This is a genomic window from Nocardia wallacei (assembly GCF_029869545.1).
Lineage (GTDB): Bacteria > Actinomycetota > Actinomycetes > Mycobacteriales > Mycobacteriaceae > Nocardia > Nocardia wallacei_A.
Genome location: NZ_JARWQD010000097.1, coordinates 1 through 15,904, shown reverse-complemented (window position 1 = coordinate 15,904; position 15,904 = coordinate 1). Strand labels below are relative to the sequence as shown.

The following is a 15,904-nucleotide window of genomic DNA, read 5'->3' as shown; positions in this document are numbered from 1 at the left end:
GGGGGGGGGGTGTGGGGGGGGTGGGGGTGGGGTTCGTCCGGAGGGTTCTGGGGGTGTCCGGCCGGTTGTGGCGGGGGGGGTGAGGCTGGGCGCTGTGGGGGGGGTGAGTGTGGATGCTTCGGGTGGGGGAGAGCGGATGGTTCGGGTGGGGTGAGTTCGGGCGGTTCGGGTGGGGGTGGATTGCGGGAGGCGGGCGCGGCGGAGAGGGAGCAGTGATGCGGGGCGTGGTGGTGTGTGAGGCGGGGTGGGAGAGCGGCCGAGCTGGTTTCGACGAATGGACAGGACAGTGACAGAAGGTCTTTCGGTTCCGGATTGGCCGGGGGTGGCGGCGTCGCTGCTGCTGGTGGCGGTGGCGGCGCTCATCGCCTATCGGCAGCAGTTGCAGCTCACCAGGGAGTTGGTGATCGCCGCCGTGCGGGCCGGGATCCAACTGGTCGCGGTGGGGGCGGTATTGCTGATCCTGTTCCGGCACACCGGGTTACCGGGTGCGCTGGGCTGGGTGGTGCTGATGGTTATCATCGCCGGTCAGGTCGCGGGCCGCCGCGGAGCCGGTGTGCCGCAGGCGATTCGGGCCGCCACCCTCGGCGTCGCCTTCGGCACGGTGATCACGCTGGGTGCGCTGATCCTGCTCGGCGTGATATCGACCGAGGCCCGCGTGGTGGTCCCGGTGGGCGGCATGATCGTCTCGGGTGCCATGCAGGCCACCGGCATCGCGCTGCGTCGCGTGCACGAGGACGGCCGCACCGCGCGGGCCGCCGTCGAGACGCGGCTGTGCCTCGGATTGCCTGCGCGCCAGGCGTTCCTGCCGTACCGGCGTTCGGCATTGCGCACCGCCCTGCTCCCCGCCATCGACGCGACCAAGGTGGTGGGCCTGATCAGCCTGCCCGGCGCCATGACCGGCCTCATCCTCGCGGGAGTCGAACCGCTGACCGCCATCCGCTACCAGATCGTCGTCATGTACATGCTGCTGGCCGCCGCCGCTTTGGCCGCGCTGGCCGCCGCCCGCATCGCCGAACGCGGCCTGTTCGACGACGCCCAGCGCCTGATCCCGCTCCCCGCCTGAGCGGGCGGCGCCGCGCCGATGCGGGAATTTGGCCCGGCCTGTGGTTGCGCGGTGCAATGCGGGAATTTGGCCCTGCCTCTGGCCGCGCGGGGTGGTGCGGGGAGTTGGCCCGGCTTGTGGCCGCGCGGGGTGGTGCGGGATCTTGGCCGGGTTTGTGGGTTGCGCGGGGTGATGGGGGGACCTCGGCCTGGGTTGTGGTTGTGCGGGGTGGGGCGGAGGTTGGTCTGGGCGGGCGGTCCGGTGCGGGGCCACGCTGACCCGCCCGGCCACTGCGACGTTGCAGTAGTTCCGCTCAGCGAGGCCGTGCGGTCGTCACCGTCAGTTGCTCGCCGGTCTCCACGCGCGGCCCCCAGAAGTTCAGGTGGTTGGCGGAGTGCCGCAATGCCGTTGCCCCCGGCAGGATCTCGCGCACGGCGTACTTGTCGTGCGGGTACTGCTGGAGAAATGTCGCCAGGGTCGCCGCGGTGATGCCCGCCTTGCCCACCACCAGCGCGGGATGTTCGCCCAGTTCGGCGATGACGTCGCGGAGCTGACCGCGCAGCAGGCTGTCGGTGCAGCCCGCGATCATCGCGAACGGATCCACCAGCGGCAGTTCGAGGGCCAGCTCATAGGCCAGGGGCAGGTACGTGTCGGCCATATCGGCATCGCCGTACAGATCGCCGGGCAGGCAGTAGTCGAACCAGTCGATGCGGCCGGTGTCGTCGATCGGATCACCCGAAATCCCCTGGCCCGCCAGCTGATTGCCGAGCGGGAAGGTGTGTCCGGGCGCCCGGTGCGGCGAGGCGAAGGTGTGCAGCCAGTGACAGTCCGGCATCCGCTCCCGCAGCGACCCCGACACCAGCTCGCGCCCCACCAGCGCCGCCACCGCGGCGCCCTGGCCGTAGCCGAGAATGCCGAAGCCGCCGGGATGTTCGCGGATCAGCCGGACCAGTTCGGCCACACCCATATCGCGGACTTCGCGGTGCGAGGGGTGCCCGAGCGCCTCGAGCAGCCCGTCGCCGCCGCCGGATACCGGGCCCGCGCTGCCCGGATAGTTGAGGTAGACGACGTCGAACACGCGGCGGTCGAGCAGATCGGTGACACCGGTCAGCATGCCGATCTCGGTGCGCGGTTCGATCCGCCCGAATTCCTCGGCCGCCGTGACGGCCTCCCAGGTGCCCGGAATGCAGAAGAGTTTGTGCTGTGCCACCTTTCGAGGGTGCGCCCCGGGCGGCGGCGCCACGCGAGTAGCGCGGTACTCGAATCCCGCGACCCGGGCACCCCGGCGATGTTCAGTCCAGCACGGTCTTCATCGCCGTATCGAGTTTCGTGGTGGACTGGGACGAATTGTCCGCCGCCTGCGCCGCCAGCAGATCGCGGATCTCGGTCAGCAGTTCGGTCTGGGTGGGCTCGGACTTCTTCTTGCCACCGAAACGCTTCTGCAGATGCTTCATCGGCACGATGAGCACGAAGTACAGCACCGCCGCCACCATGACGAAGTTGATGGCGGAGCTGATGATCGGGCCGAGCGCGATGAAGGTGGCGGGCTTGCCGGGGACCAGCTGGAAGCCCAGGCCGAGTTGGCCATTGCTGCCGAGCACCGCCAGCAGCGGTTCCAGGACTCCCTTGGTGACCGAGGTGACCACCGCGGTGAACGCGGTGCCCATCACCACGGCGACGGCCAGATCGATAACGTTCCCGCGCATCAGGAAGTCTTTGAAACCCTTGAGCATGGCGCCCCGCCACTCCAATCTGAACTGTTGACGTTTACCTTTGCGGAGTCTAACGACCCCAGCGAACGGTCAGCAATCGGCGTGACGGTTCGCCCGCAGGATTCTCCCAGGAGTTGCGGGGCCGCGCTCGCTCAGTCGAGATGCAGGGTGATCGTCGCCGCGATCGCGTCGGTGTGCCGGTCCAGCGCCTCGGCGATGATCGGGGCGCGCTGATTGTGCAGGATCCGGTAGCGCCGCCGCCGCGGTTCGAGCCGCGGCAGCAGCACCAGCACCTGGCGCTCGGTCGCGGTGAGGGTGCGCGCGTATTCGACGATCGGTTCGACCATGCCGCAGTGCGGGCTCGGCAGCACGCGCAGTTCGAGACCGGGATCCCAGTCCTCCCAGTGCGCGACCAGCCGCCTCGTGGTCTCCGGGTCGATGTCGACCGCGATCGGATGCACCTGCTCGCCCAGGCTGAGCGCGGCGTCCAGGGCCCGCCGGGTGAGATCGCTGACCGCCACCACAGGCACCACGACCACCGTGCGCCTGGTCGGATCTCGCCGGGGCACCGGGATCGTCGTACCCATCCGGAGCTCGGCGGCGACCTGCCGGTAGTAGTGCTCGGTGCGGTCGAACAGCAGCATCAGCCCCGGGACGAGGAACAGCAGCAGCCACGCGCCCTCGGCGAACCGGTCGAGGAGGAATACCACGGCCGCCGCCGCGGTGAGCAGCGCGCCGAACCCGTTGAGCCACAGCTTCGCCCGCCACCACCGGCCGTGGCTGTCGCGCCAGTGCCGCACCAGGCCCACCTGACTGATGGTGAACCCGATGAAGACACCGATGGCGTACAGCGGCAGCAGGCGGTCCACGCGCGCGTCGACGAGCAGCAGCACCAGCGCCGCCAGCACGCCCAGCGTCGCCACCCCGAACCGGTACACCGGACGCTCGGCGCGCAGGGCGAACAGGTGCGGCATCCGATGGTCGTGGGCGAGCCGGCTCAGCAGCACCGGCAGCCCGCCGAAGCTGGTGTTGGCCGCCAGACCCAGTGCGCCCGCGATCGCCAAGTTGGCCACATAGAACAGCAGGCCGGTACCGAAGGCGGCCGCCGCCAGTTGCGCCAGCAGCGTCACCCCGTCGCGCGGCACCACCCGATGGGTCGCCACGACCGCCGCGATCCCCAGCAGCATCGCGCCGAGCAGCAGACCCAGCGCCATCTCGGTGTGCTGCGCGCGCCGCACCGCGGGCGTGCGGAATTCGGGCACGCCGTTGGCCGTGGCCTCCACACCCGTCAGCGCCGAACCGCCCGCCGCGAACGCCTTCACCAGCAGCAGCGGCCCGATCACCCCGGGCAGTTCGTGAAAGGTGAGCGCGGTGCCGATGGTGGCGACCGGCTCGTCGCGCAGCAGGCCGACCACGATGATCGCGCCGATCACCACGAGAAACAGCGCGGCCGGTCCCAGCAGTGCCTTCGCCGATTCGGCGATACCGGCCAGATTCAGCGCCGTGAGCACCGCCAGCGCGATCAGCGCCGTCACCAGCAGATGATCGGCGATCACCGGGAACATGCTGCCCAGCGCGGCCGCGCCCGCCGCGAGGCCGACCGCGACCGTCAGCACGTAATCGACCACCAGTGCCGCCGCCGCGAGCAGGCTCGCGGGGCGGCCGAGCTCGCGCCGCGCCACCGCATAGCTGCCGCCGCCGTCCGGAAATACCGCGATGACCTGCCGATACGAGGTCACCAGCACCAGCAGCAGCACGGTCAGCGCGATCGTCACCGGCACCGTGTAGCCGACCGCGTCCGCGCCCGCGGTGACCAGTACGGCGACGATCGCCTCGGGACCGTAGGCGACGCTCGACAGCGCATCCAGCGACAGCGCGGCCAGACCACCGACGGCCGTGAGCCGGTAGGCGTCGCCGCGGTGGTGGCGGCGCAGGCGGCGATCCCGGATGACCCCGCTGGGCGGGGCGTGTACGCGGCCCCGCGATCGGGCGAATCGCCTGATCATGAGGCCCGCGGCGGGCCCCCGGCCCGCCGTGCCGTCGATCCGCGGGCGGCCAGCACGGACATCCTCCTTCGGCAGCATCCTCGACCGGCAGTGCGGGGCGTGGACCGGTGCGGCGCGGCGCCTCGGCGGAGACCGCCCGGTCCGGACTCAGACTACGGGTGCCCGGTCCGCGCGTGGGTCTTCCTGTCGGCGTGGCGCGCTAGTCTCGGGCATGTGGAGTCCCTTGGCCCGCCCGGGTACGGGGAGCGGCCGTCGGCGGTCGTCGACGGCGCCGTCGTGTGGTCGCGGACCATCGAGTCCGGCGACGCGGCTCCGGTGTTACCCGATGGCTGCATGGATGTGCTGTGGACCGGCGAGCGTCTGGTGGTCGCCGGTCCGGACACCCGCGGCTACGAAACCTCCGCCCCGGCGGGGACCACGGTCAGCGGCATTCGCTTCTTCCCGGGTACCGCACCGGGCCTGCTGGGCGTTCCGGCGCACGAGGTGGTGAACCAGCGGCCCGCGCTGGCCGATCTCTGGCCGCTCGCTCGGGTGCGGGCCTTGGCCGCGGCGGTGGCGGCGGCCCCGGATCCCATGACCGGCCTCGACGAGTTGGCCCGGCGCATCGCCGCCGACGCCGAGACCGCAGACCCGGTCCTGCGCCGCATCGTGGGGCGCCTCGAGGGCGGCTCGCCGGTGTCCGCCGTCGCCGACGAGTTCGGTATCGGCGCGCGGCGGCTGCATCGAATGTCGCTGTCGGCGTTCGGATACGGGCCCAAGATGCTGGCGCGGGTGCTGCGCATGCAGCGGGCGCTGGCCCTGGCCCGCCGCGGAGTCCCGTTCGCGGACACCGCGTTCCGCGCCGGGTACGCCGACCAGGCGCACCTGGCCCGCGATGTCCGCGAGCTGGCCGGGTGGCCGCTCGGGCGGTTGGTGTCCGGTCAGCTCAGCGGCGCGTAGAGGTCGACGCCGTTGCCGTCCGGATCCCGCACCGTCGCATAGCGCTGGCCCCAGAACGCGTCGAACGGCTTCAGCTCACCGTCGTATCCGGCGCCGACGAGGTCCTCGAACATCGAGTCAACCTCCGCGGGCGATTCGCAGCGGAAGGCCAGGCCGATCCGTCCCGCCCGGCCGTTGGGTTCCTGCGGGTAATCCGGGTGGAACGAACGGATATTGGCCTCGGTGTCGAGCGCCAGCCGGAACCCGCCGGGCAGCTCCGCCTCCACGTGACCCCCGAAATCCTCGCCGAACTCCAGGCCGAGGCGGCGGTAGAAGGCGAGCGCGGCCGCCATATCGGAGACGACCACGCCGATTACATCCAGTCGAACAGTCATGTTTCGAACGCTAGACCGGCCGGACAATGGGGTCTTGAACGAATCGGACACCTGTACCGTCGATTGGAGGACCACCGGTTCCGCGTGGAAGTGTCTATGACCACATGTGGTTCGATTCGATCGGTGGAACGAGGGCAGGAGGGGCGTTGGGGACCGATCAGACATTGCTGCATCGTTTCGTGCTGTCGCAACTCACCGCGGCCGGACTGGATCGCGAGCAGGTGCTGCGCGAGTGCGGCGTGCCGGAATGGACGCTGACCGGCAAGGGTGTGCATGTGCCCAGTTCGACGTTCTCCCGATTATGGGAGGTCGGCGAGCGATTACTCGACGACCCCGATGTCGCGCTGCGCGTCGCGAGCCGCTACCAGCTGACCGCCACGCGGCTCTACGACTACCTGTTCACCAGCGCGCCGACCGTCGGCGCCGGGCTCGCGACCTGCGGCCCGTACGTCACCGCCGTCACCACCAACCACCGGTTCGATCTGGTGGCCGAGAACGACGGCGAGACCACGCTGTATCTCGACATGATCGACGGCGAGGGCCGCGGCCGCGATCTCACCCAGATCTGGGGCCTGGTGGCCGTGCTGACCCGCGCCAGGCATGTCGTCGAGGCGCCGCTGGATCCGATCCGGGTGTCGCTGCGGCAGCGGGCGCCGCGCGATCGGACCACCTTCATCGAGGTATTCGGCACCACCGCCATCGAATTCGGCGCCCCGGTGGACGCCATGACATTCCGGGCCGCCGATATGGAGCTGCCGCTGACCACCGCCGATCCCGTGCTGGCCGAGGTGTTGCAGCCGCTGGCCGATGCGTTACCCCCGCCTCCGCCGCTGGCGACGGCCTGGCCCGAGCGGGTCGCCGCGGCCCTGGCCGAGGCGTTCGAACAGGGCGAGGTGTCGCTGGAACGGGTCTCGCGGCGGCTGGCGACCAGCCCGCGCACGCTGCAGCGCCGCCTGGCCGAGGCGGGGACCACCTGGCGGCGGGAATTGGATCGTGCCCGGCTGACCAGGGCCGCCGCGGCGGGTCCGGTGAGTCGCGAGCGGCAGGCCGAACTGCTCGGCTATGCCGATGCGGGGTCGATGCGGCGGGCGGCGCGTCGCTGGTCGATGGTGGCGCACGCGCATCCGAGCGATGAACTGAACCGCCGCGCCTAGCGGGTCAGACCTTCAGATTGCTGGCGGCGATGTTCCAGAAGGTGCTGCGGTCCAGCGACCGCAGATCCCAGCTCTCGGCGATCGCGTGCGATGCCGTCACGATGGCCGCGACATCGAAGTCCTCGCGCGTGGCGGTGCCCTTGGCTTCGAGTTCGGCGATCACGTACGCGGTCGCGGATTCGAAGGTGTTCAACACGGTGTTCTCCAATCGGTCGTAGGTGCACATACGGTCGATCACGGATCGTGTTGCCGCGCAGCACTACACGCGGCAGACATCGAACCGACACCGCGCGGGCGGTCCCCGTCGTCCCGGGTTCGTCGTCCCGGTTCGACCGCAGGCCCGGTGCCCGAACGCACCGGGCCCCGGCCCCGGGAACGGCGAACGCCGTCCGGGAGAGCGGATCGCGTCCGATGGAGGGGTGGAGCGATCCGTGGACGACAGGCACCGGTGCCGCGCGGCGGGCACGATGCCAGTCTTGCGTCCTGCCGCGGAGTGGACCAGCGCCGAACACGCCACACTCGGGCAAACGCGCCAATCTCGCCGCCGCGTGGCGCAATCCGCGCGAGCGAATACGGCGCAACGAATTCCGCCGCTCATCCCGAGGTCTGCGACAGCAGGTCCTCGTAGCGGTACTCGGTATCGAGCGAGGTACCGTCCGCGTGCGCCCGCTCCTCCCGCTGCCGCAGTTCGACCCGGCGGATTTTGCCGGAGATGGTCTTGGGCAGGTCGGCGAATTCGATCCGGCGGATCCGCAGGTACGGGGCGAGATGGTCGCGGGCGTATGCCAGGATGGCGCGCGCGGTCTCGGGCCCGGGCTCCCATCCCGCGGCGAGCGCGACGTACGCCTTGGGAACCGCCAGCCGGGTGTCGTCGGGCTGCGGCACCACCGCGGCCTCCACGACGGCCGGATGCTCGATGAGCACGCTCTCCAGTTCGAACGGCGACACCTTGTAATCGGAGGACTTGAACACGTCGTCGGTGCGGCCGATATAGGTGATGTAGCCGTCGGCGTCCCGCGTGGCGACGTCGCCGGTGTGGTAGTAGCCGCCCGCCATCACCGCCGCATTCCGTTCCGGGTCGCGCAGGTATCCGGTCATGAGGTTCACCGGCTCCGCGCTCAGATCCAGGCAGATCTCGCCCTCCTCGCCCGGCTCACCGGAGACCGGGTCGATCAGGACCACCGGCACACCGGGCGCGGGGCGGCCCATCGATCCGGGCTTGACCGGCTGGCCGGGGGTGTTGCCCACCTGCAGGGTGGTCTCGGTCTGGCCGAAGCCGTCGCGGATGGTGAGGCCCCACGCCTTGTCGACCTGCGCGATGACATCCGGATTGAGCGGCTCACCGGCGCCGAGGATCTCCCGCAACCCCTCCGGCCGCGGTCCCAGCTCGGATTGGATCAGCATGCGCCACACGGTCGGTGGCGCGCAGAAGGTGTTCACCCGGGCCCGGCGCAACTGGCCGAGCAGGGCGGCGGCATCGAATCGGCCGTAGTTGTAGACGAAGATGGTCGCCTCGGCGATCCAGGGCGCGAACAGGCAGCTCCACGCGTGCTTGGCCCAGCCGGGTGCGCTGATGGCGAGATGGACGTCGCCTGGCCGGACGCCGATCCAGTACATGGTGCTGAGGTGCCCCACCGGATAGCTGATCTGGTTGTGCCGCACCATCTTCGGTCGGCTGGTGGTGCCCGAGGTGAAATACACGAGCAGTTCGTCGGTGACGTCGGTGGTGGTCTCGAACGGGCCCGCGGACCGCACCGCGTTCGCCTCGGCGTAATCGCGCCAGCCCGGGACGGCGCCGCCCACGACGATGCCGGTGTAGTCGCCGTCCACCTGTTCGAACTTGGCGGTATCGGCGGTGTTGGCGATGACGAATCGCACGGCGCCGCGGGTGATCCGGTCGCTCAGGTCTGCCGGACCGAGTGCCGCCGTGGTCGGCATCACGACCGCGCCGAGCTTGGCGATCGCCAGCATCGACTCCCACAGCTGCACCTGGTTGCCGAGCATCACGATCACTCGATCGCCATGGCGCACACCGAGTTCGGCGAGCCAGGTGGCGATCCGGTCGGAGCGGCCGACCATCTCGTCGAAACTCACCCGCTGTTCGCGCCCGTCCTCCTCGACGATCCACAGCGCGGTGCGGTCGTTGCCGCGCGCGATCACGTCGAACCAGTCGATGGCCCAGTTGAACCGGCCCTCGAGCCGCGGCCACGCGAATGTCGCTTGCGCGCCGTCGTAATCTGTAGCGGCCGTGAGGAGTTGGTCGCGTGCGGCGCGATACAACTCGGTGTTCGTGGTCATAGGGAGCCTCCTGTCGCCCCGTCCGAGTTTCCGGCACGCCTCCCGTCCGAGTTTCCGGCACGCCCCCCGTCGGTATTTCCGGCACGCCCCACGTCGGTATTTCCGGCACGCCCCACTTCGGTATTTCCGGCACGCTTTTGGCCGGAATCCCCGCCGAACAACCGCGCGGACACCTCGCGCATCTCGACCTTGCGGACCTTGCCGGTCACCGTCATCGGGAACTCCTCGACGATGTGCACGTAGCGGGGGATCTTGAAATGCGCGAGTTTGCCGGTGCAGAACTCCCGCAGTGCCGCGGCGTCCAGCGGCGGCGCGCCCTCGCGCATCCGGATCCACGCCACCAGCTCCTCGCCGAATCTCGGATCGGGCACGCCGACCACCTGGGCGTCGAGGATGTCGGGATGGGTGTAGAGGAATTCCTCGATCTCGCGCGGATAGATGTTCTCCCCGCCGCGGATCACCATGTCCTTGATGCGACCCGTGATCGCCACGTAGCCGTCGTCGTCCATGGTGGCCAGGTCGCCGGTGTGCATCCAGCGGCCGGAATCGATGGCGGCGGAAGTCTTTTCGGGTTCGTTCCAGTAGCCGAGCATCACCGAGTAGCCGCGCGTGCACAGCTCGCCGGGTTCGCCGCGCGGCACGGTCAGCCCCGTCTCCGGATCGACGATCTTCACCTCCAGATGCGGTCCCACCCGCCCGACGGTCGCGGTGCGCTGGGCGAGGGTGTCGTCGCGGCGGGTCTGGGTGGATACCGGGGACGTCTCGGTCATGCCATAGCAGATACAGACCTCGCGCATGCCCATGCGCTCGATGACCTGCTTCATCACCTCGACCGGGCACGGCGACCCGGCCATGATTCCGGTGCGCAGCGTGGACAGGTCGTGGGATTCGAACTCCGGCTCCGCCAGCTCGGCGATGAACATCGTCGGCACGCCGTACAGCGACGTACAGCCCTCGGCGGCAACGGTTTCCAGCGTCGCGCGGGGATCGAACGCGGGGGCCGGGATAACCATGGCCGCGCCGTGGCTGGTGGCGGCCAGGTTGCCCATCACCATGCCGAAACAGTGGTAGAACGGCACCGGCAGGCAGATCCGGTCGGCCTCGGTGTAGCCGCACAGCTCGCCGACGAAATAGCCGTTGTTGAGGATGTTGTGGTGCGACAGCGTCGCGCCCTTGGGGAAACCCGTTGTGCCCGACGTGTATTGGATGTTGATCGGATCGTCGGGGGAGAGCGCGGCCTGCGCCGTCGTCACCGCCGCCGGGTCGCCCGCGCGGCCGGTCTCCAGCAGGGTGTCCCAGTCGGCGCCGTCGAGCAGGATCACCCGCGTCAGCTCCGGGCATTCGGGCCGCACCTGGTCGATCATCGCCGCATAGTCCGAGCCCTTGAACTCCCGTGCCGCGACGAGCAGCCGAATCCCGGCCTGCCCCAGCACAAATCGAAGCTCGTGGGCGCGATAGGCGGGATTGATGTTCACCAGGATCGCGCCGATCTTCGCGGTCGCGTACTGCACCAGCGTCCACTCCGCGCGATTGGGTGCCCAGATTCCGACCCGGTCGCCCTTGCCGATCCCGGCGGCGAGCAGCCCGAACGCGACCGCCTCCACCTCTGCGGCGAACTCCCGGTAGGTCCACCGCACCCCGGCGGCGCGGTCGACGAGTGCGAGACGATCACCGTGCGCGGCCACCGTGCGATCGAGGTCGGCGCCGATCGTGTCGCCGAGCAGCGGCGCGTCCCACGCCCCGTGCGAATAGGAGGCCGGTCGGATCCGGCCCTGTTGCGAACTCACACCGATTAGGATCCAGGTCACATTCCCCCGCCCGCCACCCCCGGAAAGGGGTACCGAGATGGATGTGCTGCGTCCCCGCGACGCCGACGCGCTGCGTGCCGAGATGCGGCAGGTCGCGGCGGTATCCGGCATGCCGGTGGTCTTCGGCGGGCAGGTCCACGCGGGGACGCTGGTGCTGAGCGAATTCCTCGGCACCCGGACCAGCGCCATGCGGGGGCTGGCGGTATCGCCCGCCTCCGGCGTCGGGGGTGCCGCGGTGGCGAGCAGGCGGCCCACCTCCGTCGCCGACTATCGCGTGGCCTCCACGATCACCCATCACTACGACGCGCCGGTGTTGACGGAGGGGTTGCGGGCCGTCGTCGGGGTGCCCGTGGTGGTGCGCGGGGAGTCGCGCGCGGTGCTCTACATCGCGAGCCGCGATGCCGGGCCGATCGGCGGCCGGGCGGCGGATCTGGCGGTGCAGGCCGGTCGGCGGCTGGCGGTGGAGCTGGCCATCCGCGACGAGGTGGACCGCCGCCTGCGCCTGCGCGAGGCGGCGGCCGCGAGCGTGGGTGCCGTGGATGCCGTTGTCGCCGAACAACTTCGGGATATCCACGCCGAGGTCCGCGGCATCGCGCAGATGGTCTCGGACGCGGGGGCCCGGGGTCGGTTGCGGGACCTGTCCGAACGGCTGGCCCGCCTCATGTCCGACCCCGAGATCACCGACGACGCACCGATATTGGCGCCCCGCGAACTCGACGTCCTCGCCCACGTCGCCCTCGGCTGCACCAATGCCGAAGCAGCACAGCGCCTCTCACTCCGCCCGGAAACGGTGAAAAGCTACCTCCGCAGCGCGATGACCAAGCTGGGCGCCCACACCCGCCACGAGGCAGTCGTGCGCGCCCGCCGCGCGGGCCTATTGCCATAGCCTCCGTACCCGCCCACCGCCGTGCCCGCCTTGCCGGGAATCCCAGCTCAGCTGGGCGTGCCGGGAATGCTGGGCTCAGTGGTGCTAGGCCCGGTGCAGTGCGAGCACGGGGATGGTGCGTATGCCCGCGGTCTTCTCCGCGTACCCGGCGAAGCCCGGGTAGCGGCTCGCCTGTTCGGCGTAGATGCGGTCGCGCTCGTCGCCGGTCACCTCGGTGACGGTGACCGGATACTGCGCGGTGCCGATCTCCACCTCGGCCTTCCCGGAGGCGGTCAGGTTGTAGTACCAGTCCGGGTTGGTCGGGGCACCGGCCTTGGAGGCGAAGACGTAGACGGTGCCGGGATCCTGGTCGGCGGGCAGGTACATCATCGGGGTGACGAACTCTCGCCCACTCTTGCGGCCGCGATGGTGCAGCAGGGCCATCGGTGCCCCCTCGAACGGGCCGCCGACCTTGCCCGCGTTGGTGCGGAACTCCTCGATGATCCCGCTGTTCCAGTCGTTCGAGCTGCTCATCGGACCTCCCTTGTCGCGGATCGGGTACCGGCGCGGGACCGGTCCGGGCGATCGGTCCGGACCGGTGATCTCCGCTGTGGCGAGCGTAGCCCGGTGCCGACTAGTCCTGCGGCTCGATGAGCTGGATGTCGAGCTCGATGGCGATCTTGTCGCTGAGCATCGCCGCGGGGATCCCGGGCGCGACCTCGAATTCGCTGCGCTTGAGCGTGCCGGTGGCGCTGAACCCGGCGTGGCGCTTGCCGTCGCCCTGGAACTCCTGGACGCCGCCCCACTCCACGTCGAGGGTGATCGGCTTGGTCACGCCGCCGAGGGTGACATCGCCGGTGACCTCGAAGTCCTCGGCCACCCGGATCGGCTCCACGGCCTTGAAGTGCAGGGTGGGCCGCTTCTCGACGTCGAGCAGGTCGGCGCTGCGCACGTGCTCGTCGCGCGAGGAGTTGCCGGTGTCGAAGGAATCCAGGTAGACCGTGGCCTCGATCACGGCGGCGCCGGACTCGTCGACCACGAATCCGGTCTCGAAGTTGTTGAATCGGCCGCGGACCTTGGAGATTCCCAGGTGCTTGACGGTGAAGTTGACCGCGGAGTGGTTGGTGTCCAGCTCCCAGGAGCCGGTCTTCAGGGTGGACTGTTCGGAAGTGGTCATGCCGACAAGATTTCCGGACTGCGGTCCGTTTAGCCACACCGCCGCTATCCTGGCACTGGCAGGGCGAGGATAACGGCCCTGGGATCGGACAGGATGGTGGCGTGGCACGTTCGGAATTCGGCGAGTTTCTCATAGCGCGGCGCGCGCGGCTGCAGCCCGAGGAGGTCGGGCTGCCCGCCGGTCGCCGCCGCCGCACGCCCGGACTGCGCCGGGAAGAGGTCGCCGCGCTGGCCGGGGTGAGCGTCGATTATCTGGCCCGGCTGGAGCAGGGCCGGGATACCAATCCCTCCATGGCGGTGCTGGGTGCGCTGTCGGACGCGCTGCGATTGAACGCAGTCGAGCGGCATCATTTCGGCAAGCTGGCGCTCGGGCTGGACACCGGCTGTCCGTCGGCCGGTCAGGCGCGCGAGCAGGTGTCCGACACCGTGCAGGCGGTGCTCGACGCCATGCACCCGACTCCCGCGTTCGTGCTGGGCCGCTGGCTCGACTTCCTCGCCGCGAATGCCGCCTGGCGCGACTTCGCCGGGCCCCTGGGCCTGTTCGACGACGTGGCCGAGGGCAATCTGGCCACCTATGTCTTCGCGCACCCGGACGCCGTGCGGCTCTGGCACGATTGGCCCACGGTGGCCGACATGATGGTCTCGGCGCTGCGTACCGCCCGGTCCCGCTGGCCGGAGGAGGCCCGGCTCACGGCGATCGTGGAGGGGCTGCAGCGGTTCCCGGAGTTCTCCTGCCGGTGGCGCGAGCATCGTGTCATCGACTTCCGTTCGGGCACAGTACATATCGCGCATCCACAGCGCGGTGACGTCGAGGTCGAGATCGAGACGCTCAATCCGGCCGAGGATCAGACCGTGCAGGTCTGGCTGGTCGACCGGCGCCGCGATCGCAGCCCCGCGCTGCGGTTGGTCAACGAGTAACCCGGGTTAGAATGCGGGACATGAACTTCTTCTTCCACCTGCGCTGAGGTCCGCCGGCCCAGCGAGGATTCCCCTGGCCGGTGATGCGGGGCGGCGCGGCGTCGTCCCGGGCCTCGGTGTGGGAGAAGAATTTTCATGGACATCCGCCTGGTGGCGCGGTGTATTCGCGGTGTGGAAACCGTTGTGGCGGCCGAGATTCTGCGGCTCGGAGTCGGGCCGGTCGTCGAGATGGGGCATCGGGAGGTGCATTTCCGGCCCCGCCGCCCGGATCCGGCGGTGCTGCGGCTGCGGACCGCCGACGACGTGCTGTTGTCGGCCGCGACCGGTCCGGATATCGGATCGGCTCGGACCGCGGTGGCGGCGCTCGCGGAGCTGAGCGAAATGGTCGACGCGACAGCACTGTTGGACTGGCGGCGGCGCTGCGGCGGCTGCGGCGATCTCGGTGGCGGCGTCGATGTCTCGGCGTCGTTCCTGGGTGGCCGCAACTTCGCTCGATACGACGCGGAAGACGCGGTGGGTCGTGCGTTGGCCCGCCGGTTGGGGGTCGGTTACCGGTCGCGGCGGGACGGCGCCCCGCCGAGGGATTACAGCGGGTGGCGGTTGACGCTGGATGGGGACCGCGCGCGGCTGCTGCTCCGCGTCGCCGACCGGCCCCTGCATCGCCGGGAGTACAAGCGGGAGTCGGTGCCCGGCACGCTGCATCCGCCGCTGGCGGCGGCCATGGCGCAGCTGGCCGAAATCCGAAGCGGGGAAAGGGTTCTCGACCCCTGCTGCGGTGCGGGCACGCTGCTGATAGAGGCGGCCCGGCTCCGGCCGGACGCGTTCTTCCGTGGGTTCGATCGGGACGCGGGGGCGGTGCGGGCGGCGCGGGCGAATGCCGCGGAAGCCGTCGACGTCCGCCGCGGCGATGCGAGGATTCGCCGGGACGGTATCCCGGTGCTCTGGGGCGATATCGACCTTCGCCGCGGCGATGCGGGAGAACTCCCCATCGCCCGGGGCGACGTCGACCGCATCCTCTGCAACCCGCCGTGGGGCGGGCAGGCGGCGCCGCGGGGACTGCTCGCCGCCGAGCCGACGCGCCTGTGGCCGGAGTTGCGGCGTGTGCTCGCCCCCGGCGGCACGGCCGTCGTGCTGATCCCGGACACCGCCCTGCTCGCCACCGCGATCGCCGCGGACTTCCTCCCGACCCACGTCCAACCGGTCCGGGTATCCGGCAGACAGGTACACATAGCCCGCCTCGAATCCCGCCATCCCGCCCGCCGCCGAGGACAGCCACATACCGCTCGCGTCGCACCCGGCTGACCGCCAGCCCGGGCCTACTCCCGGCACGCCTCCGGCGCTATCGGCCCCGCCAATCCCAGCGCACTTCCGTCGATACCGCCCTGGGCAGGGCGGCGACCCTCGGGCTGATGTCGGCGCTGCCGTGGCTGCTGGCCGGACAGGCATTCCGGCAACCGCGGCATACTTCCGGCAATCCCGGCATGGGGTTTTGGGGGGGGGCCCCCCCGGGAGGGGGGGTTGGGGCGAAAAAAAGGGGGGGCGGGGGGGGGGGGGCCCGGGGGGGGGGTTTATTTGGGGACGTTTGGGTTAGGGTTGGCCCCGCCAAGCCCGC

At 70.3% G+C, this 15,904-nt stretch carries 15 protein-coding genes; 6 read left to right on the top strand and 9 right to left on the bottom strand.

Annotated elements, in window-relative coordinates; all coding sequences use genetic code 11:
- Nucleotides 1-286: 286 nt before the first annotated feature.
- A complete protein-coding gene (locus QH290_RS06555) occupies nt 287-1,063 on the top strand; it encodes an ABC transporter permease (protein ID WP_280382259.1) in 777 nt (258 codons plus the stop codon).
- Between the two features lie 292 nt (nt 1,064-1,355).
- Here QH290_RS06555 and QH290_RS06550 read toward each other — a convergent pair whose 3' ends face one another.
- From QH290_RS06550 to QH290_RS06540, 3 genes are all read right to left on the bottom strand, one after another.
- A complete protein-coding gene (locus QH290_RS06550; RefSeq protein ID WP_280382258.1) occupies nt 1,356-2,252 on the bottom strand; it encodes a hypothetical protein in 897 nt (298 codons plus the stop codon).
- A gap of 82 nt (nt 2,253-2,334) precedes the next feature.
- Nucleotides 2,335-2,775, bottom strand: a complete 441-nt coding sequence (gene mscL, locus QH290_RS06545) for a large conductance mechanosensitive channel protein MscL (RefSeq protein ID WP_280269217.1) — start codon at nt 2,773-2,775, stop codon at nt 2,335-2,337.
- Between the two features lie 131 nt (nt 2,776-2,906).
- Nucleotides 2,907-4,838: an APC family permease gene (locus QH290_RS06540; protein ID WP_280382257.1), complete on the bottom strand. Its 1,932-nt coding sequence runs from the start codon at nt 4,836-4,838 to the stop codon at nt 2,907-2,909.
- A gap of 135 nt (nt 4,839-4,973) precedes the next feature.
- On the opposite strand from QH290_RS06540, the gene QH290_RS06535 reads away from it, so the two are divergent.
- On the top strand, nt 4,974-5,699 hold the full coding sequence (locus tag QH290_RS06535; RefSeq protein ID WP_280382256.1) for a helix-turn-helix domain-containing protein: 726 nt from the start codon (nt 4,974-4,976) through the stop codon (nt 5,697-5,699).
- Here the strand turns inward: QH290_RS06535 and QH290_RS06530 are convergent.
- Nucleotides 5,681-6,073 (bottom strand): VOC family protein, encoded by a 393-nt coding sequence (locus QH290_RS06530; protein WP_280382255.1) that lies wholly within the window; start codon nt 6,071-6,073, stop codon nt 5,681-5,683. The two genes, QH290_RS06535 and QH290_RS06530, sit on opposite strands and share 19 nt — an antisense overlap.
- Before the next feature lie 146 nt (nt 6,074-6,219).
- Between QH290_RS06530 and QH290_RS06525 the strand changes: the two genes are divergently transcribed.
- Complete coding sequence (locus tag QH290_RS06525; protein WP_280269221.1) at nt 6,220-7,227, top strand: AraC family transcriptional regulator ligand-binding domain-containing protein; 1,008 nt, start codon at nt 6,220-6,222, stop codon at nt 7,225-7,227.
- A 4-nt stretch (nt 7,228-7,231) separates the two neighbouring features.
- On the opposite strand, the gene QH290_RS06520 is transcribed toward QH290_RS06525, so the two are convergent.
- The 3 genes from QH290_RS06520 to QH290_RS06510 all read right to left on the bottom strand — a co-directional run bounded on the left by QH290_RS06520 (nt 7,232) and on the right by QH290_RS06510 (nt 11,312).
- Complete coding sequence (locus QH290_RS06520) at nt 7,232-7,465, bottom strand: hypothetical protein (RefSeq protein ID WP_280269222.1); 234 nt, start codon at nt 7,463-7,465, stop codon at nt 7,232-7,234.
- Between the two features lie 356 nt (nt 7,466-7,821).
- Complete coding sequence (locus QH290_RS06515) at nt 7,822-9,525, bottom strand: AMP-binding protein (protein ID WP_280382254.1); 1,704 nt, start codon at nt 9,523-9,525, stop codon at nt 7,822-7,824.
- Complete coding sequence (locus tag QH290_RS06510) at nt 9,522-11,312, bottom strand: AMP-binding protein (protein ID WP_280382253.1); 1,791 nt, start codon at nt 11,310-11,312, stop codon at nt 9,522-9,524. Before QH290_RS06510 ends, QH290_RS06515 begins: the two co-directional genes overlap by 4 nt.
- 58 nt (nt 11,313-11,370) lie before the next feature.
- On the opposite strand from QH290_RS06510, the gene QH290_RS06505 reads away from it, so the two are divergent.
- Nucleotides 11,371-12,219 carry a helix-turn-helix transcriptional regulator gene (locus QH290_RS06505; protein WP_280264734.1) on the top strand — a complete coding sequence of 283 codons (849 nt, stop codon included), beginning with the start codon at nt 11,371-11,373 and terminating at the stop codon, nt 12,217-12,219.
- An 84-nt stretch (nt 12,220-12,303) separates the two neighbouring features.
- On the opposite strand, the gene QH290_RS06500 is transcribed toward QH290_RS06505, so the two are convergent.
- Together QH290_RS06500 and QH290_RS06495 are read right to left on the bottom strand one after the other, a co-directional pair.
- A complete protein-coding gene (locus tag QH290_RS06500) occupies nt 12,304-12,732 on the bottom strand; it encodes a nitroreductase/quinone reductase family protein (protein ID WP_280382252.1) in 429 nt (142 codons plus the stop codon).
- A gap of 100 nt (nt 12,733-12,832) precedes the next feature.
- Complete coding sequence (locus QH290_RS06495) at nt 12,833-13,375, bottom strand: YceI family protein (RefSeq protein WP_280264732.1); 543 nt, start codon at nt 13,373-13,375, stop codon at nt 12,833-12,835.
- Nucleotides 13,376-13,476: 101 nt separating this feature from the next.
- Here QH290_RS06495 and QH290_RS06490 point away from each other — a divergent pair, with 101 nt between their 5' ends.
- Complete coding sequence (locus QH290_RS06490) at nt 13,477-14,292, top strand: helix-turn-helix domain-containing protein (RefSeq protein ID WP_280382251.1); 816 nt, start codon at nt 13,477-13,479, stop codon at nt 14,290-14,292.
- A gap of 135 nt (nt 14,293-14,427) precedes the next feature.
- The gene (locus QH290_RS06485) at nt 14,428-15,594 is read left to right on the top strand and encodes a methyltransferase domain-containing protein (protein ID WP_280382250.1); all 1,167 of its coding nucleotides are present in this window, start codon (nt 14,428-14,430) and stop codon (nt 15,592-15,594) included.
- The last annotated feature ends 310 nt before the right edge of the window (nt 15,595-15,904 follow it).